Origin of the sequence: Curtobacterium sp. L6-1 (genome assembly GCF_018885305.1) — a bacterium.
GTDB lineage: Bacteria > Actinomycetota > Actinomycetes > Actinomycetales > Microbacteriaceae > Curtobacterium > Curtobacterium aetherium.
This window is the reverse complement of record NZ_CP076544.1, coordinates 1,817,045-1,842,195: the sequence shown is the minus strand read 5'-3', so window position 1 is coordinate 1,842,195 and position 25,151 is coordinate 1,817,045. Positions and strand designations below refer to the sequence as shown.

General features: G+C 72.5%; 21 protein-coding genes. 12 read left to right on the top strand and 9 right to left on the bottom strand.

Going from position 1 to position 25,151, the window contains the following annotated elements; translation table 11 throughout:
- Window positions 1–6: 6 nt before the first annotated feature.
- Window positions 7–936 carry an Fpg/Nei family DNA glycosylase gene (locus tag KM842_RS08360; protein WP_216257488.1) on the top strand — a complete coding sequence of 310 codons (930 nt, stop codon included), beginning with the start codon at window positions 7–9 and terminating at the stop codon, window positions 934–936.
- A 37-nt stretch (window positions 937–973) separates the two neighbouring features.
- Here the strand turns inward: KM842_RS08360 and KM842_RS08355 are convergent, their stop codons facing one another.
- Both KM842_RS08355 and KM842_RS08350 read right to left on the bottom strand, forming a co-directional pair.
- Complete coding sequence (locus KM842_RS08355) at window positions 974–2,443, bottom strand: amidohydrolase (RefSeq protein WP_216257486.1); 1,470 nt, start codon at window positions 2,441–2,443, stop codon at window positions 974–976.
- Window positions 2,440–3,084 carry an FMN-binding negative transcriptional regulator gene (locus KM842_RS08350; protein WP_216257483.1) on the bottom strand — a complete coding sequence of 215 codons (645 nt, stop codon included), beginning with the start codon at window positions 3,082–3,084 and terminating at the stop codon, window positions 2,440–2,442. The genes KM842_RS08355 and KM842_RS08350 overlap by 4 nt, the downstream gene beginning before the upstream one ends.
- A 33-nt stretch (window positions 3,085–3,117) precedes the next feature.
- Here KM842_RS08350 and KM842_RS08345 point away from each other — a divergent pair, with 33 nt between their 5' ends.
- Window positions 3,118–4,524 carry a serine hydrolase domain-containing protein gene (locus KM842_RS08345; protein ID WP_216257481.1) on the top strand — a complete coding sequence of 469 codons (1,407 nt, stop codon included), beginning with the start codon at window positions 3,118–3,120 and terminating at the stop codon, window positions 4,522–4,524.
- A gap of 60 nt (window positions 4,525–4,584) precedes the next feature.
- Here the strand turns inward: KM842_RS08345 and KM842_RS08340 are convergent, their stop codons facing one another.
- Window positions 4,585–5,268, bottom strand: coding sequence for a hypothetical protein (locus tag KM842_RS08340; RefSeq protein ID WP_216257479.1), 684 nt, complete (start codon window positions 5,266–5,268; stop codon window positions 4,585–4,587).
- Window positions 5,269–5,393: 125 nt separating this feature from the next.
- On the opposite strand from KM842_RS08340, the gene KM842_RS08335 reads away from it, so the two are divergent.
- From KM842_RS08335 to KM842_RS08325, 3 genes are read left to right on the top strand one after another with little or no spacing between them, the layout of a single operon-like run.
- Window positions 5,394–7,118: a sensor histidine kinase gene (locus KM842_RS08335; protein ID WP_216257478.1), complete on the top strand. Its 1,725-nt coding sequence runs from the start codon at window positions 5,394–5,396 to the stop codon at window positions 7,116–7,118.
- Between the two features lie 29 nt (window positions 7,119–7,147).
- On the top strand, window positions 7,148–7,810 hold the full coding sequence (locus KM842_RS08330; protein ID WP_216257476.1) for a response regulator transcription factor: 663 nt from the start codon (window positions 7,148–7,150) through the stop codon (window positions 7,808–7,810).
- A complete protein-coding gene (locus tag KM842_RS08325; RefSeq protein ID WP_216257473.1) occupies window positions 7,807–8,658 on the top strand; it encodes an EamA family transporter in 852 nt (283 codons plus the stop codon). The genes KM842_RS08330 and KM842_RS08325 overlap by 4 nt, the downstream gene beginning before the upstream one ends.
- A gap of 156 nt (window positions 8,659–8,814) precedes the next feature.
- Here KM842_RS08325 and KM842_RS08320 read toward each other — a convergent pair whose 3' ends face one another.
- The 3 genes from KM842_RS08320 to KM842_RS08310 form a co-directional block, all read right to left on the bottom strand.
- Complete coding sequence (locus KM842_RS08320; protein ID WP_181431126.1) at window positions 8,815–8,967, bottom strand: hypothetical protein; 153 nt, start codon at window positions 8,965–8,967, stop codon at window positions 8,815–8,817.
- A 114-nt stretch (window positions 8,968–9,081) separates the two neighbouring features.
- Window positions 9,082–9,453: a hypothetical protein gene (locus KM842_RS08315; protein ID WP_216257471.1), complete on the bottom strand. Its 372-nt coding sequence runs from the start codon at window positions 9,451–9,453 to the stop codon at window positions 9,082–9,084.
- A 173-nt stretch (window positions 9,454–9,626) separates the two neighbouring features.
- Window positions 9,627–10,238, bottom strand: a complete 612-nt coding sequence (locus KM842_RS08310; protein ID WP_216257469.1) for an immunity protein CdiI family protein — start codon at window positions 10,236–10,238, stop codon at window positions 9,627–9,629.
- Window positions 10,239–10,393: 155 nt separating this feature from the next.
- Between KM842_RS08310 and KM842_RS08305 the strand changes: the two genes are divergently transcribed.
- Window positions 10,394–12,295 (top strand): ABC transporter ATP-binding protein, encoded by a 1,902-nt coding sequence (locus KM842_RS08305; protein WP_216257468.1) that lies wholly within the window; start codon window positions 10,394–10,396, stop codon window positions 12,293–12,295.
- Here KM842_RS08305 and KM842_RS08300 read toward each other — a convergent pair.
- From KM842_RS08300 to KM842_RS08290, 3 genes are all read right to left on the bottom strand, one after another.
- Window positions 12,292–13,263 (bottom strand): alpha/beta hydrolase, encoded by a 972-nt coding sequence (locus KM842_RS08300; RefSeq protein WP_216257465.1) that lies wholly within the window; start codon window positions 13,261–13,263, stop codon window positions 12,292–12,294. The two genes, KM842_RS08305 and KM842_RS08300, sit on opposite strands and share 4 nt — an antisense overlap.
- Window positions 13,256–14,824 carry an MFS transporter gene (locus KM842_RS08295; protein WP_367397681.1) on the bottom strand — a complete coding sequence of 523 codons (1,569 nt, stop codon included), beginning with the start codon at window positions 14,822–14,824 and terminating at the stop codon, window positions 13,256–13,258. Before KM842_RS08295 ends, KM842_RS08300 begins: the two co-directional genes overlap by 8 nt.
- Before the next feature lie 212 nt (window positions 14,825–15,036).
- A complete protein-coding gene (locus KM842_RS08290) occupies window positions 15,037–16,080 on the bottom strand; it encodes a LacI family DNA-binding transcriptional regulator (RefSeq protein WP_216257463.1) in 1,044 nt (347 codons plus the stop codon).
- A gap of 102 nt (window positions 16,081–16,182) precedes the next feature.
- On the opposite strand from KM842_RS08290, the gene KM842_RS08285 reads away from it, so the two are divergent.
- From KM842_RS08285 to KM842_RS08260, 6 genes are all read left to right on the top strand, one after another.
- Window positions 16,183–17,478 (top strand): ABC transporter substrate-binding protein, encoded by a 1,296-nt coding sequence (locus KM842_RS08285; RefSeq protein WP_216257461.1) that lies wholly within the window; start codon window positions 16,183–16,185, stop codon window positions 17,476–17,478.
- A gap of 36 nt (window positions 17,479–17,514) precedes the next feature.
- Entirely contained in the window at window positions 17,515–18,393 is an 879-nt protein-coding gene (locus KM842_RS08280; RefSeq protein WP_216257459.1) for a carbohydrate ABC transporter permease, read from the top strand.
- Window positions 18,390–19,397: a carbohydrate ABC transporter permease gene (locus KM842_RS08275; protein WP_216257457.1), complete on the top strand. Its 1,008-nt coding sequence runs from the start codon at window positions 18,390–18,392 to the stop codon at window positions 19,395–19,397. The genes KM842_RS08280 and KM842_RS08275 overlap by 4 nt, the downstream gene beginning before the upstream one ends.
- Complete coding sequence (locus tag KM842_RS08270) at window positions 19,397–20,836, top strand: glycoside hydrolase 5 family protein (RefSeq protein ID WP_216257455.1); 1,440 nt, start codon at window positions 19,397–19,399, stop codon at window positions 20,834–20,836. The genes KM842_RS08275 and KM842_RS08270 overlap by 1 nt, the downstream gene beginning before the upstream one ends.
- Window positions 20,837–21,008: 172 nt before the next feature.
- A complete protein-coding gene (locus KM842_RS08265; protein ID WP_216257453.1) occupies window positions 21,009–24,044 on the top strand; it encodes an alpha-mannosidase in 3,036 nt (1,011 codons plus the stop codon).
- 124 nt (window positions 24,045–24,168) lie between these two features.
- Complete coding sequence (locus KM842_RS08260) at window positions 24,169–25,146, top strand: endo-beta-N-acetylglucosaminidase H (RefSeq protein ID WP_216257451.1); 978 nt, start codon at window positions 24,169–24,171, stop codon at window positions 25,144–25,146.
- The last annotated feature ends 5 nt before the right edge of the window (window positions 25,147–25,151 follow it).

Below are 25,151 nucleotides of genomic sequence, written 5' to 3'. Positions count from 1 at the left end.
GGACCGATGCCAGAGGGTCACTCCGTCCACCGCATCGCGAACCAGTTCTCCCGGCACTTCGTCGGCAAGCGCTGCGAGGTGTCGAGCCCGCAGGGGCGGTTCGCCGCCGGTGCCGCCCAGCTCGACGGCAAGCGCATGGTCGCCGCCCGAGCCGTGGCCAAGCAGATGTTCCTCGAGTTCGAGGGGGACCTGTTCCTCCGCGTGCACCTCGGGCTCTACGGGGCGTGGGACTTCGCCGGCATGATCTCGTCGGCCGAGGCGCTGTCCGAGGACGGCGACGGCGAGGAGTCGCTGTCGTCGATCGGCGCCCCGCGGCTCGCGCGGTACCGGATGGCGGAGCAGGAGAAGGCCGAGGACCCGATCGAGTCGTTCCCGCCCGACCCGGTGGGCCAGGTGCGCGTCCGCATCCTGACCGAGGACACGGTGGCCGACCTCCGCGGTCCGACGGCCTGCGTGGTCGAGGACCCGGCCGGGGTGCAGCGGGCACTCGACAAGCTCGGACCGGACCCGATCAACGACGACGGTCCCGAGGCCGAGAAGACCTTCGTCGAGAACGTGCGGAAGCGGAACGTCGCGATCGGGCAGCTGCTCATGGACCAGGCCGTCGTCGCCGGGATCGGGAACATCTACCGCGCCGAACTGCTGTTCCGGCAGCGCATCGACCCCTACAAGCCGGGGAAGAAGATCACCGTGAAGCAGGCGAAGGCGCTGTGGCAGGACTGGTCGAAGCTCCTGCACGACGGGGTCCGCGACGGGCTCATGCTGACGATGGACGACCTGTCCCCGGCCGACCACGCCAAGGCCGTGCGCTCCCGCAAGGACCGGCACTGGGTGTACCACCGGCAGGGCGAGCCGTGCCGGGTGTGCGGGACCGAGATCCGGATGGCGGACATGGCCGGCCGCAAGCTCTACTGGTGCCCGAAGGACCAGAAGTAGCGCGACTCGGACCTCGGCACCGCGTGGGTGCCGGCCGCTACAGGTCGCGGTGGGTCCAGCGCCCCGCGACCGCCGTCGCGGTCACCGGCATCGTCCGGAGCTCGGCGGACGACACCGTGAGCGGGTCGGACGGCACGAGCACGAGGTCCGCGACGTCACCCACCGACACCGACACCCGCCCGTCCGTCGACCCCCGCCACGCGGCGAGCGCCGACATCCGCTGCTCGGGGTGCCACGGCTCCCGGCCGTCGCGGTCACGGCCGACCGCGGCCGCCATCGACACCCACGGGTCCAGCGGGGCGACCGGGGCGTCCGAGCCGAGGACCATCGCGGCTCCCGCCCGTTCGAGTGCGGCGAACGGGAAGGCCCGGTCGGTGCGGCCGGCCCAGTAGCGGTCGGCGATGTCCCGGTCGTCCATCGCGTGCTCCGGCTGCACGGACGCGACGACACCGAGGCGCGCGAACCGCTCGACGTCCGGTGCGGCGAGCAGCTGCGCGTGCTCGATGGACCCCCGGGCGCCGACGGTCTCGAGGGCGTCGAGCGCGAGCGTGACGGCACGGTCGCCGATCGCATGCACGGCGGGGACGAGCCCGGCGTCGACCGCGCGACGGAGCAGCGGCACGAGGTCCTCGGGCGCCCAGGTGAGGACGCCCTCGCCGTCGGCGGTCGCGGCGGTGCGGGTGCCGAGCGAGCCGTCCGTGATGACCTTGAACGGTCCGACGGTGAGCAGGCCGCGGGTGCCGTCGACGACGTCCCCGGTGCGGAGGCCGCGGCGGACCGCCTCGTCGAGCCGGGCCGGGTACACGCCGGAGGCGATGCGCAGACCGTCGGTGCCGGCGTGGATCCGGCGGACCCAGCGGTCGAGGTCGGCGTCCATCTCGAGGTCGACCACCCCGGTCACGCCGCGGGCGGCCGCGGCCTCGACCGCGTCGGCGACGTAGCCGTCCAGGACCTCGTCGGGCACCCGCGAGAGGGCGCCCGTCACGTCGAAGGCGTCCTGCTCCCGCAGGACCCCGTCGGCGCCGGCCGGCAGCGCGCGGCCGAGCACCGCGCCGAAGTGTGCGAGCGCGATCGTGTTGCACCACACGGCGTGCAGGTCGGCGCTCACGACGACGACCGGGAGGCCCGGTGCGGCCTGGTCGAGCAGCTCGCGTCGGGCGGGGCGCGGCCACAGCCCGTCGCGGTACCCGTGGCCGACGAGCACACGGTCCGGGACCCCGCTCCGCGCGGCTGCGGCGAGGCGGTCGGCGGTGTCCTCGGCCGAGGTACAGTCCGTCACGTCGACGCGGCGGCGGACGAGGGCCCACTGGTCGAGGTGCACGTGGTGGTCGCGCAGCCCGGGCCCGAGCCACGCGCCGTCCGCCGCGACGACCTCGGTGTCGTGGTCGAGCGGGTCGAGGGTGCCGGCCGGCGCGACGGCGGTAACCCGCCCGTCGACGACCAGGGCGTCGGCGGGGGCGCCCGAGGTGCCCACCCGTCGGACGGTGCGGAGCAGGGTCGCGGTCACGGTGCCTCCAGGCCGGTCGTGGTGTCGTGGACGCGCGCCATCTCGTCGGCGAGCGCGGGGGAGGCGTAGGGGCCGTCGGCGCGCAGGCCGGCGATGATCCGTTCGACCACCTCGGGTGCCTTGTTCTGGCTGAGCTTCGCACGGGCGTCGAAGCGCGTCACGCGGAGGCGGATGCCGACGGTGCCGCGCGCGATGCGTCGGGCGGTGGCCTCGTCGACGTCGAGCGACGCCGGCTCGGGCATCTCCCGCTCGAAGTGGTCCACGAGGTCGCCGAGGACCCGGAAGTTCTCGTCGTCGGACAGGATCTCCGGCGTGCCCCACAGGTGGGCGGTGGTGTGGTTCCAGGTCGGGACGAACTGCTCCGGCGGGTACCAGGCGGGGGAGACGTAGCCGTGCGGCCCCTGCACGACGACGAGCACCTCGTGCCGACCGAGTTCGTGGGCGACCTCGTCCGGCCGGCCGACGTGCGACACGAGCACGATGTCGTCGCTGCCCTCGGGCTGCTCCTCGAGCAGGAACGGGTAGTGCGACGCGACGATCCCCCGGGCGGTGGAGGACACGATCGTCGCCCAGGGGTTCCCGCGGACGAGTCGTCGGACCTCGTCGACCTCGGTCATCAGGAAGGAGGGTGTGTGCCGCATGCGACGAGCGTGGCACATGCCAGGCTGGTCGGCATGGAGAAGCGCGCCGCCTACGAGTCCGTCCTGCCCTACGTCCGCGAGTGGATCGCGTACAAGGTGTGGCAGCTGCGGTTGCCCGGGGTGCAGGTCGCCGTCGGCTTCGAGGGCGAGGAGCTGTTCTCCGAGGCGTGGGGGTACGCCGACGTCGAGGCCGGACGGCGCCTGACCACCACGGACCTGTTCCGGATCGCGTCGCACTCGAAGACGTTCACGGCGACGGCGCTGCTCCGGCTCGCCGACCAGGGCGCCCTGCGGCTCGACGACACGGTGGGCTCGTTCGTACCGGCGCTCGCCGAGGCCGGGTCCCCGATCGCCGACGCCACCGTCCGCGAGCTCATGGAGATGGGCGCCGGCGTCGTCCGGGACGGCGCGGACGGCGACCACTGGGCGCTCGCGCACCCGTTCCCCGACGTCGACCAGCTCGTCGCGCTCGTCGTGGACGGCGGGGCGAAGGTGCCCGTCGGGTCGGCGTTCAACTACTCGAACCTGGGCTACGGGCTGCTCGGGCTCGTCATCGAGGCCGTCACGGGCACCTCGTACGCCGAGCACGTCCGCACCGCGATCACCGAGCCGCTCGGCCTGACCGGCACCGGCGCCGAGTTCGACCCGGCGCGCGCGGACGAGTTCGTCGTCGGCTACACCGGCCTGCACACCGCCCGCACCCGGCAGCCCGTCCCGCACGTGACGACAGGGGCGCTCGCCGCGGCCACCGGCTTCCACGGCACCGCCTCGGACCTGGTCCGCTACTTCACCGCGCACGTGCCCGGACGCGGATCGCTGCTGTCGGACCACGCCAAGCGACTGGCGCAGCGGAGGGCCTGGAGCGCGCTGGACAGCGACCCGGCGGCGCGCGGCTACGGAGCCGGGTTCGTCGTCGACCGGATCAACGGCCGGGAGGTCCGTGGCCACTCCGGCGGGTTCCCCGGCCAGATCACGCAGTCCGTCTTCGACCCCGCGTCCTCGCTGGTCGTGTCCGTCCTGACGAGCAGCGCGACCGGTCCGGCGACGATGCTCGCGTACGGCATCGTGCACCTGCTCGACGCGGCGGCCGACGAGCACGCCCCCGGCACGGCGCTCCCCGCGGACGTCGACGCCGGGCGGTACACCGGACGGTTCGCCACGTTCGAGGGCATCACGGACGTCGCCCGCGTGGGTGACCGGCTGCTCGCGATCGACCCGACGCAGCCGGTGCCGACCGAGTCACCGGTCCGGCTGGAGGTCGTGGACGCCGACACCCTGCGCATGGCCTCGGGCAACCGGTTCGGGTCGATCGACGAACAGATCGTCTACACGCGGGACGCGGCCGGCGCGGTCGTGTCCGTGCGCGGGGACAGCGGGATGACGCAGCGGCCGTGGTCGGTGCCCGAGGAGACGCCGGAGGTCGCCGCGGCGCTGGTCTGAGCGGGTGGCGTCCGCGGCCACCTGTGGTCCGCGGACGCCCTGGTGTCCGCGGCTCGGCGGTCAGCGGACGTCGGCGGTCGCCCAGAGGCGGCGCAGACCGGTGCCGACCGGGCGGACGAGCGGCGGGACGAACAGCAGGGCCGCGGCGACGAAGCCGACGAACTGGCCGACCTGCGGCACCGTGAAGAACGGCAGCAGCGCCTCCTGCGACGGGATCCAGAACCGGAACAGGACGTCCATCCCGATCTCGGACAGCAGCCAGACACCGGCACCGACCGTGACGGACCAGCCCGCGACGCGCCGGGCACCCGTCGACCGCAGTGCGACCACGACGCCGAACGCGACGAGGAGCACGCGGGCCAGCAGGAGCAGCACGGCCGCCACGGGGTTCAGCAGGCTGGTGACGAGGACCCCGAGCGGGAGGGCGACCGCCGCGAGCCCGAAGCCCAGGGTGGCGCGGTCACCGCGACGGGCGGCGAGCACGGCGGTGACCACGCCCGCGAGGAGTCCGACGACGCCGAGCACCCGTGCGACGGGCCCGTACGTCCACGAGCCGCCGACCGTCTGGTCCGCCCACACCCCGACGACGCCGAGCGCGGGCACGAGGGCCGCCACCACGGCGGCGAGCGCCGCCCAGCGCGCCGACGTGGCCGACCGGACTGGTGCTCGGACGGCCTCGTCCGTGCCCGTCCGTCCGGCCTCGTCGCCGTGCGTCGTCCCCGCGTGGTCCGTCGTGTCCGTCATGGTGCCCCCACCGATCGTCGTCCGTTGCCGCACACTACCGCCGACCAGGGGGTGGGGGTAACCCCACCACGGGTCCGGGAGACGGCAGGATGGGAGCGGGCCCGCGTCTCCGCGAGGCTCGATGCATGACCGACACCGACCGGCTCGACCTGGCACGCACCGTCCCCCTGGACGACGCGGTGGCCTCGCCCGACCACGCCGAGACCGTTCCACTGCACGACGTGACCGGCCCGTCCGGGCAGGAGCCGACCGTCCCGCTGCGCGACCTGCGCGGCGGGACGGTCGGGGCCACCCGCACGCCGGACACCGCCGGAACCGCGGCACCCGCAGCCACCACCGCACCCGCCGACACCCCGGCGCCCGACGAGGGGCACCGGACCACCGAGACCCCGAGAGCGACGGAACCGATGCCCAGCCAGTCCGCCCCCGGCGGCGCCGTGCCCCCGACGTGGGACGCCACCCCGCCGATGCCGCCCACGTCGTCCGGCCGCGGACCGATGGCACCGGTGCGCAGCGGTGCCGGTCGCGGTGGCGGGACGACCGCCGGAGCGTTCTACCGCGAGGCGTGGCGTCGGTCGCCACGGGACTTCGGCTACATGGCGCTGACCGCGGTGCTGCTGTGCACGCTGTACTTCGCGTTCCCGGCGGTCCTGGGCATCGGCGGGTTCGGGTCGCGGGACGTGCTCAACCCCTTCACGCTGCTGCTGTTCTTCGTCGCCCTGTTCATCGCCCGCTGGCTCGGTCAGTTCGAGAAGCTCCGGATGAGCTGGGCCGACCCGCGGCCGATCCGCCCGGTGGACTGGACGCCCCGCTGGCAGCAGAACTGGTGGACGCGCACCGGGTCCGCCGTCGCCAACCCGCACTACTGGCTGTACCTGCTGCACGCGGTGGTCGTCTACCCGATGGCTGCGGTGGTCACCGTCGGCGCCGGGGTGCTCCTGGCGGCCGGGTTCGTCTGGCCGATCGCCGCCGTCCTCTTCTATGTCGTCGCCGGCTCGTACCTCATCGACCCGTACCAGGTCGGGTCCTTCGCGGGCCTCGCCTTCCTGGGCCTGCTGTCGATGGCGGCCAGCGTCGTGCTGTTCCCGCTGTGGCTGCGCGGCTCGGTGCTCGCGCACTACTGGATCGACCACGGCCTGCTCGGTGGGTTCCGCGCTGAGGTGCTCGAGCAGCGCGTGGCGGGCCTCCAGGCCTCCCGCGCCGGTGCCGTGACGGCCGAGGGCCAGGCGCTCCGCCAGATCGAGCGTGACCTGCACGACGGCCCCCAGCAGCGGCTCGTGCGGCTCCGGATGGACCTGGCGTCGGCGGAGCGGTCGTTCGAGAAGGACCCGGAGCGCGCCAAGCAGCTCATCGCCGAGGCGTCCGGCCACGCCCAGGACGCGCTCGACGAGCTCCGGGCGCTGTCCCGCGGGTTCGCACCGCCGATCCTGCTCGACCGCGGCCTGGTCGCGGCGCTCGAGGCCCTGTGCGCCCGGTCGCCGATCCCCGTCGGCCTCGACATCCGCCTGCCGGAGGGACTCGAGCTCGCCACCGAGGTCCAGCGCAACGTGTACTTCACGGTGAGCGAGCTGCTGACGAACACCGCGAAGCACGCCGGCGCCTCCACCGCGGGGGTGTACCTCGGGCTGCTCGTCGACGCGTCGGGCACGTGGTTCCTCACGGTGAGCGTCACCGACGACGGTCGTGGTGGGGCGACCCCGCGTGAGGGGCACGGCATCCAGGGCCTGATGGGCCGGATGCGCGCCCTCGACGGCGAACTGACCGTGTCGAGCCCCGCCGGTGGCCCGACCGAGGCGACCGCTCGCATCCCGCTCGGCGCGCTGAACGGCGTCCCGACGCCGCGCGCGTGAGGATCCCGGGTCGCCGCTAGGCTGACCGCATGACCGACGGCCCGGGTGCAGCACGCATCCGGGCCGTCGTCGTCGACGACGCCGTGCTCCTCCGCGAGGGGCTGGCCCGCGTGCTCGACGAGGCCGACATCGACGTCGTCGGACAGTTCGGCGACCCGACCTCGTTCCTCGCCGCGCTGCCGGCCCTGGCACCCGACGTCGTCGTGATGGACGTCCGGATGCCGCCGACCTTCACCGACGAGGGGGTCCGTGCCGCGGTCGAGGCCCGACGCATCGCCCCGGGCACCGGTGTCCTGCTCCTGTCGCAGTACGTCGAGGCCACCTACGCCGAGGACGTCCTGGCCGCCGGCAGCACCGGCATCGGCTACCTGCTCAAGGACCGCGTCACCCGGCTGGACGAGATCGACGACGCCGTCCGGCGCGTGGCCTCCGGCGGGACGGTGCTCGACCCCGAGGTCGTCACGCAGCTGATGAGCCGCCGCCGCGACCCCCTCGCCGCACTGACCCCGCGGGAGCGCGACGTGCTCGGGCTGATGGCCGAGGGACGCACGAACGCCGCGATCGCCCGCGCCCTGGTCATCGGCACCGGCGCGGTCGAGAAGCACGTGTCGAGCATCTTCGCCAAGCTCGCGCTCGAGGACACCGGCGAGGACCACCGCCGCGTCCTGGCCGTCCTGGCGTACCTCGGATGACCCGGGTCCCGGCACCCCTGCTGGCACTGGCCGCGATGGTGTCGGTCCAGCTCGGCGCCGCGGTCGCGAAGACCCGCTTCGAGGAGATCGGGTCCGTCGGCGCCGCCACCCTCCGCCTGGTCATCGGCGCGCTCGTCCTGGCCCTCGTCGTCCGTCCCCGCGTCCGGCACTGGACCCGGACGCAGTGGGTCGGGGCGGTCGGGCTCGGTCTCGCACTCGGCGGCATGAACCTGTTCATCTACGTGGCGTTCGCGACCATCCCGATCGGTGTCGCCGTGACGATCGAGTTCCTCGGCCCGCTGGCGCTCTCCCTCGTGCACACCCGTCGGTGGCGGGACGCGCTCTGGGCGGTCCTCGCGCTCGCCGGGGTCGTGCTGCTCGGCGTCGGACCCGCGGCGGTCGGTGACGTCGGGGGCGTCGTGGCCGCCGTGCTCGCCGCCGCGTGCTGGGCCGCCTACATCGTCATGAACCGACGCGTCGGCGCGGCCATCCCCGGCATCGACGGCCTCAGCGTCTCGATGCTCGTCGCGATGGTCGTCGCCCTGCCGTTCGGACTGCGGCCCGCGGTCGACGGCGTCGTCGCCGACCCGGTGCTGCTCCTCGTGTTCGGCGTCGTCGCGGTCCTGTCGAGCGTGCTGCCGTACGCGCTCGAGATGACGGCGCTCCGGCGGATGCCGACCCGGGTGTTCGGGGTGCTGCAGAGCCTGGGACCGGCGATCGCGGCCCTGGCCGGGCTGGCCGTCCTGCGCGAGGCGCTCTCGCCGCTCGAGGTCGTCGCGCTCGTGTGCGTCACCGCGGCGAGCGCCGGCGTCACCCTGACGGCACGTCGCGCGGCGGCGACCGCCTGAGCCGCACCCGACGGCGCGACGTGCCGGCGGGGCCGCGGTCCGGAGGGTGGGGCCCGTCGGACGGGGGAGTGTGTGGGACGTGGGGCGGGCCTCCCGGCCGGGAGGCGCACCCCACGTCAGCAGCGCGACCTGCGGCGGTCGCGCCGGACGATCCGTCTACTCGCCGCGGAGGAAGTCCGCGTACGTGGGTTCCGCCTGCACTCCCGACAGGAGCGACGGGTCGTTGACCCGTCGGTCCACGTAGGCCGCGATGACCTCAGGTGGGGTGAGCACGTGGGCAACCCAGGACGGCACCTCGGTCTTCTTCATGGTGCCTCCTCTCCAGGGGCTCGATCCGGTCAGATCGCTCGATGATCGAGTATCTTCTCGAACCGGTGTGTCTGGAACGATCCTCGTCGCGGCTCCGGAAGTCAACGCGATGCGTCATGCGGACTCCGGTGAGCGCGGTCGGACCGGCCGCGGATCGGATCGAGCGCCGTTCCGAGGCGCGTGTCCGGTGCGCGGGTCCACCGCCCGCAGGGCCCGGTGCTTGACGGCGGACCGCCAGATCCACGCGTCCGCCTGCTGGCCGAACTGCGCCCACTCGACGAGCACCGCGTCGCGCGTCCAGCTGCGGGCGAACGCCTTCACGCGGACGTGGAAGGTGGGGAACTGCACCCACGCCCACACCGGGATCGGGGTCACGGCGTGGCAGACGTCGCCGCCGCGCGCCTCCTCGGAGAGCGAGAACGCGCGCGGACGTTCGACCTCCGGGTGTTCCGGGGGCTGCCACCGGTTCTCGCGACGCCGTCCCACCCTCGTATTCGAACGTGTGTTCGAACGAGCGTCAAGTCCGGGTGCGCCGGTCGGCGTGTCCGGGACCGGACGACGGCTCGCCCGTGGGCACCTGCGTCGGGCGTGGTGCAGGACGAGTCTGCGCGGGCTTGCGCGTGCTGCGTCGCGGGTGGTCGCCGCGGCGCGGCCGGGCGTCAGCCGACCTCGTCGATCCGGTAGGGCGCCGAGACCCCGCCCGTGGAGACGACCTGCGCCCGCGGTCCCACGTCCGCTTGGACCTGCCCGGCGGTCCGGAGGCCGAGGGCGCGCGTCTCGGCGTCCCCGAAGGGCGTGTCGACGCGTCGGGTGAGGGCACGCCAGTGGACGATCGCCTGCGCCGCCCGGTGGGACGCGCCCGCTCCGAGCGCCGTCCGGACGTCACGGTGCCCGTCATGCAGGAACTCGACGTCGGTCCCGGCCCGCTCGCTCTGGAGCACGATGGCGGTCCCCGCCTCGTGCACCGTGTCGATGCCGTCGCCGGCTCCGCACCAGACGTGGACGTCGTCGCCGAGTTCCAGTTGGACCCGAGCGGCCAGTGCGAAGGCGTCGACGCGGTGGGTGTCGTGGACCGCGGCGGACGGCCAGGCGAAGTCCGGCTCGCCGCGCGACTCGTAGACGTCGTTCCACGCCAGCAGGTCCTGCCGGAGCGACCGGCTCAGCCCGAGCTGCTCCGCGTCCGCCTCCCCGACGTCCTCACGCGAGCCGCGGTACCACAGCGGTGAGTCGCCGACCGAGAACTCCGCCATGACGAGGATGATCGCGCGCACCACTCCTGCAGCGTAGGGCGTGTCCGGACGGGCCACCCGCGCCGGGTGTCCGGGCGGCGACGTATCCTGGCTCCCGGTTCGCCGCCGAGGGGAGGACCTCGAGCTCGGGCACCCCGACGCCGCAGCCGGGCCCGGTGCCCACGGAAGGAACTGCCATGAGCATGGAAGGCGCGGCCTGGAGCTCGCTGTACAAGATCTCGAGCGCCAGGGACGGTGGGAACGGCTTCTCGCGTGCGTCCGTCCGTCGGATCACGACGTTCGCGGTGCCGTACCGGGCCAAGCTGGTGGTCTTCATCGCGCTCTCCGTCGTGGGGGCGTTCCTCGCCGTCGCGACGCCGGTGCTCGCCGGCCGGGTGGTCGACGTCATCGTCGCCCGCGGCGCCGCCTCGACGGTCGTCTCGCTCGCCGTCGTCATCGCCCTCGTGGCCGTGGCCGACGCCGGTGCCGCACTGGCGACGCGCTGGTACTCGGCCCGGATCGGCGAGGGCGTGATCCTGGACCTGCGCACCGCGGTGTTCGACCACGTGCAGAAGATGCCGATCGCGTTCTTCACCCGCACGCGGACGGGCGCCCTCGTGAGCCGCCTCAACAACGACGTCATCGGTGCGCAGCAGGCCTTCAGCGGCACCCTGTCCGGCGTGGTCACGAACCTCGTGGCACTGATCCTCACGCTGACCGTGATGCTCAGCACGTCCTGGCTCGTGACGGTGCTCGCGATCGTCATGCTGCCGGTCTTCCTCGTGCCCGCGCGCCGCATGGGCAGCCGCCTCGCCGCACTACGCCGCGAGGCCGCCGACCACAACTCCGCCATGAGCACGCAGATGACCGAGCGCTTCTCGGCACCCGGTGCCACCCTCGTGAAGCTGTTCGGCCGACCCGACGAGGAGGCCGAGGAGTTCCGCGTCCGCGCCGCCCGGGTGCGCGACATCGGCGTCCGCACGGCCCTGCTGCAGTTCGTCTTCGTCACCGCCCTCACGCTCGTCTCCGCCCTGGCCCTGGCGCTCGTGTACGGCGTCGGCGGTGTCCTCGCGCTCGCCGGTCAGCTGGACACCGGCGCGGTGGTCACCCTGGCGCTCCTGCTGACCCGCCTCTACGTCCCGCTGACCAGCCTGGCGAACGCACGCGTGGAGATCATGAGCGCGGTGGTCAGCTTCGAGCGCGTCTTCGAGGTCCTGGACCTCGAGCCCCTGATCCAGGAGCAGCCCGACGCCGTCACCGTCCCCGACGGCCCCGTCGCGGTCGAGTTCGACGACGTCCGCTTCGCGTACCCGTCCGCGGACAAGGTGTCCCTCGCCTCCCTCGAGGAGGTCGCCACGCTGGACACCCGCGGCGGCGAGGAGGTGCTGCACGGCGTGTCCTTCCGGATCGAGCCGGGGCAGACCGTCGCGCTCGTCGGCACGTCCGGCGCCGGCAAGTCGACGATCGCGCAGCTGCTCTCGCGCCTGTACGACGTCGACAGCGGCGCCGTCCGCCTGGCGGGGACCGACGTCCGCGACGTCACCTTCGCCTCCCTGCGGCACACCATGGGCATGGTGACGCAGGACGGGCACCTGTTCCACGAGACCATCCGCTCGAACCTGCGGCTCGCGAGGCCGGAGGCGTCCGACGACGAGGTCTGGGACGCCGTCCGCCGCGCGCGGCTCGAGCCGCTCGTCCGCTCCCTGCCGGACCAGCTGGACACGATGGTGGGGGAGCGCGGCTACCGCCTGTCGGGCGGTGAGCGCCAGCGGATGACCATCGCGCGCCTCCTGCTCGCCCAGCCGCGCGTCGTGATCCTCGACGAGGCGACGGCGGCCCTGGACTCAACGTCCGAGGCCGCCGTGCAGGCCGCGCTGAGCGAGGCGCTCGAGGGCCGGACGGCGATGGTCATCGCGCATCGGCTCTCGACCATCCGCAGCGCGGACCTGATCCTCGTGGTCGAGGACGGCTCGGTCGTGGAGCGCGGGACGCACGAGGAACTGCTCGCCGCCGGCGGGCGGTACGAGGAACTGCACCGCACGCAGTTCGCGGTGCAGGAGGACCGCGCTGCGGACGAGGAGGCGCGGAGCGTGGGCTAGCCGAGGAGCCGCCCGGTGAACTCCCGCATGGCCTGCACGGCCCGACGGGACAGGACCGCGTCCGGCATCATGCTCGTCGACCCGTGGAACGCGCCCGGCCACACGTGGAGCTCCGCCTGGACGCCCGCGGCCCAGAGCGCGCCGGCGTAGGCGACGGTCTCGTCGCGGAACACCTCGGTGCTGCCGCAGTCGACGTACGCGGGCGGCAGTCCGGTCAGGTCCGTCGCGCGGCCCGGGGCGGCGTAGACGGAGACGTCCTCGCCACCACGACGCTCGCCGAGGTAGGCGTCCCAGCCGAACGACGTCATCTCGCGGTCGGCGACCCCGACCCCGTCGAACTGCCGCGAGGACAGGGTCGCGAGCCGGTCGTCCAGCATGGGGCTGACGAGCACCTGTCCGATGACGCCCGGCCCCCGGCGGTCACGGGCCAGGAGTGCGGTGCCGGCGGCGAGTCCGGCGCCGGCGCTCTGTCCGACGAGGACGATGCGGTCCGGGTCGATGCCGAGCTCGTCGGCGTGCTCGGCGGTCCAGACGAGGCCGGCGTAGCAGTCCTCGACCGGGTAGGGGTCCGGGTGCTCCGGAGCGAGGCGGTAGTCCGGGCTGACCAGGACGACGTCGTGCACGAGCAGCCACTCGTCGTAGGCCTCGAGGTTGCCGAGGTGGTGGCCGAACATCATGCCGCCGCCGTGCACGGCGAACGCACAGGCCGCCCGACCCGTCCGGCCGGCGCGTTGGACGACGGCGAGGGTGATCGGGTCGCCGAGGTGACCGGGGACGGTGATGCTGCGCCGCTCGAGGCCGCGGGCGCGCAGTCCGTCGTCGAGCTCGGCCTCCGTCACCTCGAGCTGTCGCATCCGCGGCAGCATCTCGGCGGTCAGGTGGAAGCGGCCGCGCTCGTCCGCGGCGGAGAGGAACGGGACGAACTCGGGGTCGAACGGCGGGCGGGGCAGGGTGGTGGTCTCAGGCACGGGTGGTCTCCTCGGCGTGGGTCGTCGGACGGGTCGGGTCGGTCGGGGCGGGGGTGTCGGTGGTGGTCTGGGGGACGTCGGAGGTGGGCGCGTCGACCGGGTCCTCCGGTCCGTCGGTGTGCCGCGCCCGGAGCATCCCGACGACGACGAGCAGGGCGGCCACGACGGCGAGGCCGACCCCGGCGACGGTGAGGGCGTCCTGGAACGCTGCGAGGCGGTCGGCCGACCAGGTGGTCGTGGTGATGCTGCCTGTGACGACGGCCGCGACGACCGTCCCCGCCACGGCGACCGCGGCGCCACCGGCCAGTTCGCTCGACGTGTCGACGAGCGCGGCACCGACGGAGGTCCGGTCGGCGGGCAGCCCGGTGAGCACGGAGGCGCCCGCGACGACGCCGACGACCCGCATGCCGGCGGCGACGAGCACGAGTGCGACGAGCACCCACACGTAGCCGTGGCGGCTCAGGGCGCCGAACACCGCGAGTCCGGAGACGACCGCGGCTGCGCTGGTCCACGCGGCCCGACCGAGGCCGACCCGCTGGACGAACGGCCCGACGAACCTGCCGCCGGCCAGCAGCACGACGACCTGCGGCAGCGTCCCCACGGCGGCCAGGACCGGCGGCCACCCCCAGGCGAACTGCAGCTGCAACGTCACGAGGTACGACAGCCCGCCGACGGCGAGCCCCGACGCGGCCTTGAACGCGAGGCCGCTCGACACCAGCGGTCGGGCCAGCAGGTGCAGGTCGACCAGCGGGCTCCGCGCCGTCCGTTCCCGGATGACGAAGCCCGTCGCGGACACGACGGTCAGGACGAGGACGAGCCACCCCGGGACGGAGGCGCTCCCCGCGTCGACCAGGAGGGTCGGCGTGACGAGCGCGCCCGCCGTCGCGGCGGTGCCGAGCAGCGCGCCGACGACGTCGACGGGGTCGCGGCGGAGTCCTGCGGACTCGTCGCGCGCGACACCGAGTCGGATGCCGACGAGGGCGAGCAGGGCGATCGGGACGTCGGCCAGCAGCAGCACCTGCCACGGGGCGACCGCGAGCACGAAGCCACCCACCGTCGGTCCGACGGCCAGGCCGACGAGCCCCGCGGTCGAGATGACGGTGAGGGCCCGCACACGGAGCCCCTCGTCGTCGAACAGGCGGAAGGCGAGTGCCATCGATCCGGGGGTGGTCATCGCCGCGGCGACGCCCATCAGGACCCGGACGGCGACGAGCTCCCCGGTCGTCGTGACCACCGCGGTGGCCAGGCTCGCGACGGCGAGCAGGACGAGGCCGGACAACATCACGCGGCGACGGCCGAAGCGGTCGGCGACGGCGCCGAAGAGCAGCATGAGGCCACCGAAGGCGACCGAGTACGCGCCGGACACCCACTGCAGGCCCGTCGTCGACGACCCGAGGTCACGGCCGATCGTCGGCAGCGCGACGTTGAGCACGGAGTTGTCGAGCATCTCGAACAGGAACACCGCGGACAGCCCGGCGAGGGCGATCCAGGCATCGGAGAGACGAGGTGGCAGGCCGTCGGTCGACGAGCGACCACGGGGGAGAGCGGGGTTGGACGACACGGGGGCACACTCCTTCGCGGGAAGAAGTGGCGACTCGTTCGATGCCGCGTGCTGGTGCGTCGCAGACGGCGGCGCCTTTTACCTCGGTGATCGGAACCATACACGAACCGGCCCGCCGTCGGGGACGCAGCCGGGGTCTCCTCGGCGGTCCCGCACGCGGTCGGCGCGGGGCGACCGGCGGCCGTGCTCCACCGACCACGCGGACGGGCCGCTCAGCCCCCGACGCGCGCCGTCGACTCCCGCACGCTCAACGTCAGCTCCGGCCCGGGCCGGGACGGCAGCGGAGCGTCCGCCTCGATCTGCTCGCGGAGCAGGACCGCCGCACGCTGCCCGAGCTCGACGGTGTCACGGGTGAGCGAGGTGATGGCCGGTCGGACCAGCCGGATCATCGCCGAGTCGTCGAACGACACGATCGAGACGTCCTGCGGCACCCGCACGCCCATCTCGCTCGCGACGCCGAGGCCCGCCACGGCGAGCACGTCGTTGTCGAACACGATCGCCGTGGGACGGGTCGCCCCGGACAGGAGCCGTCGGGTGGCCGCCGCACCGGCCTCGGCCGAGTAGTCGGTGGGCACGGACTCGGTGCGGTCGTCCGGGTCGGCATCGACGAGCGTGCCCGCGAACGCCTGGACGCGCTCGATGCGCAGCGCCGTGTGCTCGAACTCCGGGGGACCGGACACGTGTGCGATCCGCCGGTGGCCGAGGGCGCGGAGGTAGCGCAGCACGGTGTCGGTGGCGTCCGAGTCGTCGATCCACACGCTCGGAGCCGATCCGGCCGGGGTCGGGTGGGAACCGACGACCACGCACGGCATCCCGAGCTCCGCGAGCAAGCGCAGGCGGTCGTCGTCGCGGCGCGGGTCGATGACGACGACGCCGTCGACCCGGTGCCCGCGCCACCAGTCGCGGTAGGTCTCGAGCTCCTCGTCGGCGTCGCGAGCGACGAGGAGCGTCATGCCGATGTGCGTCCCGGTGAGGCCGAGCTGGATGCCGGAGATGAGGTCGCCGAAGAAGGACTCGGTGCCCAGGGTCCGGGCCGGCCGGTTGAGGACGAACCCGATCGTCCCGGCACGGGCTCCGCCGAGCGCGCGCGCCGCGGTGTGCGGACGCCAGTCGAGTTCGCGAGCGGCCTGCCGCACCCGTTCGCGCGTCGCCTCGGACACGCCGGGGCGCCCGTTGAGGGCGAAGGACACGGCGCTGATCGACACGCCGGCCCGCGCTGCGATGTCGGCGATCGTCGTCCGGCGTCCTGTGGCCACGGGCTTGACTATAGCGCTTTAGTCAGGCATCGTCGCCGTCACGCAGCGGTTCGGCGCAGAAGGCTGAACCGGTTCAGTAGCTCGACGAAGGAGTCAGCAACGATGAGAACCACCCCACGCACGACGTCGGGCCGAGTGGCCGCGATCCTCGCCGGCGCCGCAGCGGCAGCGCTCGTCCTCACCGGTTGCTCGAGCGGCAGCGGTGCAGCCACCGGCGGCGGCGACGGCGAGGTCAGCGGGTCGATCACCCTGCAGACCTGGGCCCTCACGCCGACCTACACGAAGTACCTCGACGGCGTCGTGAAGGACTTCGAGGAGAAGTACCCGAAGGCGAAGGTGAAGCTCGTCGACCAGCCCGGCGACGGCTACGCCGAGAAGGTGCTCAGCCAGGCGTCCTCGAACTCGCTGCCCGACGTGGTCAACCTGCCGCCGGACATCGCGCTGCCCCTCGCCAAGCGCGGGTTCCTGCAGGACATCGCGAAGGACGACGACACGCTCGCGAAGACCTACGTCGAGGGCGGGCTCGCCGCGTACGAGTACAAGGGAGTCGACGGCACATTCGGCTACCCCTGGTACCTCAACACCGACATCGACTACTGGAACAAGACGATGTTCGAGCGGTGCGGCCTCGACCCGGCCAGCCCGCCGACGACCACGGACGAGCTGTTCACGCAGGCCGAGACGATGCACGAGAAGTGCCCGGACGACTACCTGATGAGCCGCAAGCCCGGCCTGTCCGACTTCTCGCTCGCCGGGGTGGAGATCCTCAACGACGAGGGCACGAAGTTCACCTTCGCGGATTCCTCGAAGGCCGCCGACCTCATCGCGAAGTACGCGAAGGCGTACGAGGACGGCCTCATGCCGTCCTCGGTCCTCAACACCGACTACCTCGGCAACTCGACGCTGTTCACGCAGGGCAAGGTCGCGTGGACGACCGGTGGCGCCACGGCGATCAGTGACTTCGAGAAGAACAACCCGTCGCTCAAGGGCAACATCGTCGTCTCGCCGGCGCTGGACAACCCGCCGCTGTACGTCCAGGGGCTCAGCGTCTCGGCGAAGAGCAAGCACATCGCCACGGCCGAGGCCCTCGCGGCCTTCATGACGAACGCCGAGAACCAGGAGGCGTTCGCGCACCTGGTGAACATCTTCCCGTCGACGAAGTCCTCGCAGTCCGACCCGTTCTTCTCGAAGGACGACGGCACCGTGCAGGCGAAGGCCCGCGTCCTCGCCAACGACGCCCTGAAGACCGCGAAGAACCTCAACCCGGTCGAGGCGAACTCAGCGATGACGGACTTCCTCGACCAGCAGATCGCGCTGGCGATGAAGGGCGGCACGACCCCCGAGAAGGCGCTGCAGACCGCGCAGACCAAGATGAACACCCTGCTCGCCAACGGCTGATCCGGCCCGACACACGAAGGAAGAGGGAGGATCGTCATGCGTGCGAACCGTTGGTTCACGCCCTGGCTGCTGGTGCTGCCCGCACTGGTCTGGCTGCTCGCGTTCAGTCTCTGGCCGTCGATCAACACCGTGCGGCTGTCGTTCACGAACGCCAGCCCGCTCGGTGGGGTCAGCGCGTGGGTGGGGACCGCGAACTTCCGCACCCTGCTCGCGGACCCGCAGGTGTGGGAGGCGCTGCTCAACAGCGTCATCTACATGGTGGTGTGCCTGCCGCTGCTGACGATCCTCCCGCTCCTCATGGCCGTGCTCGTCCAGCACCGGATGCCCGGGATCGCGTTCTTCCGGACGGCCTACTACACGCCGGTGATCGCGAGCGCGGTCGTCGTCGGGCTCATCTGGAACTGGATCCTCGACGACCGCGGTGTCGTCAACGAGATGGCGCAGTCGCTCGGCGTCGTGCAGGGCGCGATCCCGTTCCTGTCCGACCGGTGGCTGCTGCTGTTCAGCGCCATCAGCCTGACCGTGTGGAAGGGACTCGGCTACTACATGATCATCTTCCTGGCCGCCCTCGGGAACGTCGGGAAGGACCTGCACGAGGCCGCCGCGCTCGACGGCGCCGGTGCGGTCCGCCGGTTCTGGTCGGTCACCATGCCCGGCGTCCGCGGCACCATGACCCTCGTCGGCATCCTGGTCTGCGTCTCGGCGCTCCGGGTGTTCAGCGAGCTCTACATCCTGACGAACGGGACGGGCGGCCCCGGCGGGCAGGACAACTCGCTCGTCATGCTCATCCAGCAGTACGCCCGCGGCTTCACCGGCAACCTCGGCTACGCGTCCGCCCTGAGCCTCCTGCTCTTCGCCGTGACCCTGATCCCGATGCTCGCCCTCGCGCGGATGAACAGCAAGGCGGACAAGTGACGAACACGACGGACACCAGCGAACCGGTCATCGGCGGCAACGCCGGCGCGGCCGCACCGACACCGGACGTGACCGGCGCGACCGACGCCGGCCGGGCCTCCCGACCGAAGGGGCCGAACGGGCCGGACGGACGGGACGGGACGACCGGACCGAAGCGGCGCCGCCGCGCGGTCTGGGGCGTCATGTCCACCCGCGAGAAGGCGGTCCGCTACGTGCTGCTCGTCGTGGTGCTCTTCATCACGATCGGCCCGTTCCTCTGGCAGCTCTCCACGTCGCTCAAGGGCACGGGCGAGGACATCTACACCGCGAACCCCTCGTTCATCCCGTCGCAGCCGACGTTCGGCAACTACCTGCGCGTCGGCGAGGCCATCCCGGTCTTCGGCTACATCGGCAACTCGCTCATCGTCGCCGCGATCGACGTCATCGGGAACATCGTCTTCGCGACGCTCGCCGGCTTCGCCCTCGCCCGACTGCAGTGGCGAGGTCGGAAGATCATCCTGGGCCTGTTCCTCGCCACGCTCGTGCTGCCCGGTGAGGCGACGATCATCTCCCAGTTCGTCACCGTGAAGGACCTCGGCCTCGCCGACTCCCTGGTCGGTGTCGCCCTCCCGGGGATGATCGCCGCGCTCAACGTGCTGCTCATGTTCAACGCCTTCCGACAGGTGCCCGAGGAGATCGACCAGGCCGCGGTGATGGACGGGGCGAACGCGATGCAGCGCCTCCGGTACATCTCGCTGCCCGCCGTGCAGGGGACGATCGCCGTCATCGCGATCTTCTCGTTCATCGGCGCGTGGGACGACTTCCTCTGGCCACTCATCGTGCTGCAGTCGCCGGACAAGCTGACGCTGACCGTCGGCCTCCAGTACCTGCAGGGCACGTTCGCCACCGACCAGCGGATGATCGCGGCCGGCACGATGATCGCGTTCATCCCGATCGCCGTGATCTTCGCCGTGCTCCAGCGCTTCTTCTTCAAGGGCGTCGAAGAGGGCGGGGTGAAGGGCTGATGCGCTTCGGCGTCAACCACACCCCGTCCAACGGGTGGTTCCACTCGTGGCTCGACTTCTCGCCGTCGGACACGGCGCGGGACCTCGAGGCGATCGCCGGGCTCGGGGCCGACCACGTGCGGGTGTTCCCGCTCTGGCCGGTCGTCCAGCCGAACCGGACGCTCATCCGCCCGGCCGCCCTGGCCGACGTCGCCACCGTGGTCGACATCGCGGCGTCCTTCGGGCTCGACGTCACGGTCGACGCGCTGCAGGGACACCTGTCGAGCTTCGACTTCCTGCCGTCGTGGCTGGACAGCTGGCACCGGCGGAACATGTTCACCGACCCGGACGTGGTCGCCTCGACGGCCGCGTACGTTCAGGCGCTGGCGGGTGCGGTCGCGGGACGGCCGAACCTGCTCGGCGTCACGGTCGGCAACGAGGTCAACCAGTTCGCGCACGCCCCGCACCCGGCACCGTTCCCCACCACGCCCGAGCAGGGGCACGCGTGGGCGGCCACGATGGTCGCGGCAGCGCGGGCGGGTCTCGGGACGAGCGAGTCCGGTGGGCTCGCACCGTCCGCCGCGTCCGGGCCGTCAGCTGCGTCAGCCAGGTCCGGGTCGTCGGGGTCGTCCGGCATGGAGGCCCGCCCCGCGTCCGGCGTCCGACCCGCCCCCGCCACCGGCGAGCGCCCGGCACCGCTCGTCACCCTCGCCCAGTACGACGCCGCCTGGTACGACGACGCGCAGCCCTTCGGCCCCGAGCACGCCGCCGAGCACGGCGACGCCACGGTCACGCACTCGTGGGTGTTCAACGGCGCGGCCCGCGTGCACGGCGCCCTGGGTCCCGGGTCGGTCCGGCACGGCGAGTACCTGCTCCAGCTCGCGGCCGCGTGGAACACCAGCGCGGACCGGCCGAACTGGTTGCAGGAGGTCGGCGCACCCACCAACGTGGTGGACGTGGCCGACGCCCCGACGTTCACCGAGCAGACGATCCGGCACGCCCTCGACGTGCAGGGGCTGTTCGGCATCACGTGGTGGTGCTCCCACGACGTCTCCCGCTCGCTCGCCGACTTCCCGGAGCTCGAGTACGACCTCGGCCTGCTCACGAACGACGGTCGGGTGAAGCCGACGGGGGAGCGGTTCCGCGAGATGGCCGCGGCGTTCGGCGACGGCGCGTACCGGGCGCCGACCCCGCCGACGACCGCACTCGTGCTCGACGACGTCGCCCCGGACGGCACACCGCTCGGCGGGACGCGGGCCGACTCCGCTCCCGGTGGTCGCTTCGCCGCGGCGTGGCTCGCGATCGCGGAGCAGGACGGCCGCGGTCCCCAGGTCGTGCTCCGCTCCCGGGTGCCTGACGCGGTGCTCCTCCGCGACCGGGGGATCACCACGTGCATCGACGTGCCCGGCGACACCGCATCCGCCACCGTTTCGGTCGCCCACCCCGCGACGATGCCCTGACCGCACGACGAGCAGCACGCCGCAGGACCAGCACCACACCAGCACCACCCCGCAGGACCAGCACCACACGAGCACGACCCAGCAGGACCAGCACCACCGGCACGACCAGCACCACGCCCCACGCCCCACGCCCCGACGACCCGGACGGTCACGGCCGTCCCCGGGAGGACCCATGCACGACGACATCCCGCTCACCATCGGCCGCGCCCGCCGCGTCCTCGACGAGCGCATCCTGCCCGAGGTGCACGCCACCGCCGTCCCGCTCGACACCGCCTGGCACGAGTTGCCCGGTGAGCCGGTCGCCCCAGCCGAGGGACTCGCGCTGGACTTCGAGCCGTACGAGGTCGGCACACCCTGGGGCGCCGCGTGGGGCACCACCTGGTTCCGGCTGTCCGGCACCGTCCCCACCGCCTGGGCCGGGCAGCGGGTCGAGGCGCTCGTCGACCTGGGGTTCGACAAGAACATGCCGGGCTTCCAGTGCGAGGGGCTCGTGTACCTGTCCGACGGCACCCCGGTGAAGTCGATCAACCCGCGCAACCAGTGGGTGCTCGTCGCCGAGCAGGCCGTCGGCGGCGAGACCGTCGAGTTCTTCGTCGAGGCGGCGTCCAACCCGGTGCTGCTCGACTACCACCCCTTCCTCGTCACGCAGGAGGGCGACGTCCGCACCTCGTCCCCGAAGCGGCTCTACACGTCACGACGGATGGACCTCGCCGTGTTCGCGTCCGAGGTGCACGAACTCGCACTCGACATCGACGTCCTGCTCGAACTGCAGGAGGAGCTGCCCCAGGGCCCGCGCCGCATGCGGATCCTGCAGGCGCTCGACGACGCCCTCGACGCCCTCGACCTGCAGCACATCCCGGAGACCGCCCCCGACGCCCGTGCGGCGCTCGCCGAGGTGCTCGCCGCGCCCGCTGAGGCCTCCGCGCACCGGATCTCCGCCGTCGGCCACGCGCACATCGACTCCGCCTGGCTCTGGCCGGTCCGCGAGACGATCCGCAAGGTCGCCCGCACCACCTCGAGCATGACCGAGCTCATCGGCCAGACCGACGACTTCCTCTACGGCATGTCGAGCGCCCAGCAGTACGCCTGGATCAAGGAGCACCGCCCCGAGGTGTACGCGAAGGTCAAGGACGCCGTCGCCGCCGGCCGGTTCCTGCCCCTCGGTGGGATGTGGGTCGAGTCCGACACCGTGATGCCGACCGGTGAGAGCATCGTCCGGCAGTTCTCGCAGGGCCAGCGGTTCTTCGAGCGCGAGTTCGGCATCCGACCGAAGGGTGTCTGGTTGCCGGACAGCTTCGGGTACTCGCCGGCGCTGCCGCAGCTCATGCGCCGCGCGGGCTTCGAGTGGTTCTTCACGCAGAAGATCTCGTGGAACCAGGTGAACAAGTTCCCGCACCACACGTTCCTCTGGGAGGGCATCGACGGCTCGCGGGTGTTCTCGCACTTCCCGTCGATGGACACGTACAACTCGCGGCTGTCCGGGTCCGAGGTCGCGAAGGCCTCCCGCCAGTTCCGGGAGAACCGCCTGGCCACCGGGTCGATCGCGCCGGTCGGCTGGGGTGACGGCGGCGGCGGCACCACCCGCGAGATGACCGGCACGGCCGCGCGGCTGGCCGACCTCGAGGGCAGTGCCCGCGTCACGTGGGAGCACCCGGACGCGTTCTTCGACCGGGCGAAGTCCGAGCTCGAGAACCCGCCCGTGTGGGTCGGCGAGCTCTACCTCGAGCTGCACCGCGCGACGCTCACGAGCCAGCACCAGACGAAGCAGGGCAACCGCCGGAGCGAGCACCTGCTCGTCGAGGCCGAGCTGTGGTGTGCAACGGCCGCCGCCCGCACCGACTTCGCCTACCCGTACGACGAGCTCGACGCGCTCTGGCAGCAGGTCCTGCTCCAGCAGTTCCACGACATCCTGCCGGGCACCTCGATCGCGTGGGTGCACCGCGAGGCCGTCGAGCGGTACGCGGAGATCGCGGCCCGGCTGGAGGCCCTGATCACGTCCGCCCTGTCGGCCCTCGCCGGGGACGGGGACGCGACGGTCGTCGTGAACCCGGCCCCGTCCCTCCAGGGCGGCGCCCTCGCGCAGAGCGCGATCCTGACCACCGACGTCGAGGCGACCACCCCGGTCGCGATCGCCGAGGCCGACGGCGGGTTCGTGCTCACGAACGACCTGGTCCGCGTCGTCGTCGACGGCCGCGGGCTCGTGACGAGCGCCGTCGACCTGTCCACCGGCCGCGACGCGATCGCACCGGGCCAGGTGGCGAACCTGCTGCAGCTGCACCAGGACTTCCCGAACATGTGGGACGCGTGGGACGTCGACCGGTACTACCGGAACCGTGTCGACGACCTGGTCGACGTGACCGCCCTGCGCGGCTCGGTCGACGAGGACGGCACCGCCCGGGTGACGGTGTCGCGGTCGTTCAGCGAGTCGACGGTCACGCAGGAGATCACGCTCGCACCCGGTACCCGCACGCTCGAGTTCGACCAGGTGACGGACTGGCACGAGACCGAGAAGTTCCTCAAGGTCGCGTTCCCACTCGACGTCCGCGCCGAGCACACCATCGCGGAGACGCAGTTCGGCGCGCAGAAGCGGGTGACGCACACGAACACCTCGTGGGAGGCCGCGAAGTTCGAGACCTCGATGCACCGGTACGTGCTCGTCGAGGAGCCCGGGTTCGGCGTCGCCCTCGTCAACGACTCGATCCACGGGTTCGACGTCACGCGCGACTCGGTCGACGGACACGTCACCACGACGCTGCGGCTCTCGCTGCTCCGGGCGCCCCGGTTCCCGGACCCGGAGACCGACCAGGGCGTCCAGACGCACCGGTACGGCCTGGTGATCGGGACCGATGTGGTCGGAGCGACCGCTGCGGGCACGGTCATGAACACGTCGGTCCGACGGATCACCGGCGCGCACGGCTTCGACGCGCTCGTGCAGGCCTCCGGCGACGTCGTGGTCTCGGCCGTCAAGCTCGCCGACGACCGCTCGGGTGACCTGGTCGTCCGCGTGTACGAGCCCGAGGGTCGTCGCGGCACCGGAGGCCTGGCGGTCGACGGACCGTTCGACGAGCCGGTCGAGGTCACGCTGCTCGAGGAGACGAACCCGGCGCTGCCCGGCGTCGCCTCGGTCACGGACGGGGTGGCGGCCTTCCCGGTCGACGCCTTCGAGGTCCGCACCTTCCGCTTTGCTCGCCGGGCCGCAGCGCACTGACGGGGGAGCACTGAGACCCCCGCCGCCGGGACTTCGGGTGTCCCGGCGGCGGGTCCCACGGCCGGACCGGTCGTGGACCGCGGCGGCACCTCGTCGCCGCGGACACCACTCGAAGAGGAGTGTCATGCAGAAGACCATGAAGATCGGGATTGTGGCGGCGCTCGTCGCCATGGTGGCGGCGCCGATGGTGCCCGCCGCCGCGTCGGCAGCACCGGGCGGGCCAGCAGCGGCATCCCACGGGCACGGGCACGGCCACGGCCACGGCCACGGCCACGGGAACGGACGCCCGGGGCACGCCGCCCCGACGAAGTCCGGGCCGACGAGCATCGCCTACGTCGAGGTGAACAACGACGAGCTCCGGAACGTCGGCCGGTACACGCTCGAGAACGGCGCGAACGCGTTCGACGTGGCGATCATCTTCGCCGCGAACATCAACCGGGACGCGGACGGCGACGCAGTCCTGTACGCCAACGAGAACGTGCAGCGCACGCTCGACCAGGCGGCGACCCAGATCCGCCCGCTGCAGGCGAAGGGCATCAAGGTCACGCTCTCGGTGCTCGGCAACCACCAGGGCACGGGTCTGGCCAACTTCACGTCGAAGGCGGACGCGCGGGACTTCGCGGCCCAGGTGTCGGCGACGGTCGAGAAGTACGGGCTGGACGGCGTCGACCTCGACGACGAGTACTCGGACTACGGCGTGGACGGCACCCCGCAGCCGAACGACCAGTCGATCGGATGGCTCGTCTCGGCGCTCCGCGCGGACATGCCCGGCAAGATCATCTCGTTCTACGACATCGGCCCGTCGTCGACGTCGCTGCAGCACGAGAAGCCGTCGATCGGCAAGAAGCTCGACTACGCGTGGAACCCGTACTACGGCACCTACACGGCGCCGACGATCCCGGGCCTGCCGAAGTCGAAGCTCTCGGCTGCGGCGGTGGACATCCAGAACACGCCGGCGGACCTGGCCGTCTCGCTCGCCGAGCGCTCGAAGGCCGACGGGTACGGCGTCTTCATGACGTACAACCTGCCGGACGGCGACGTCAGCCCCTACGTGTCGCAGTTCACGCAGGTGCTCTACGGTCAGTCCGCGGTCTACAAGTAGGGGAA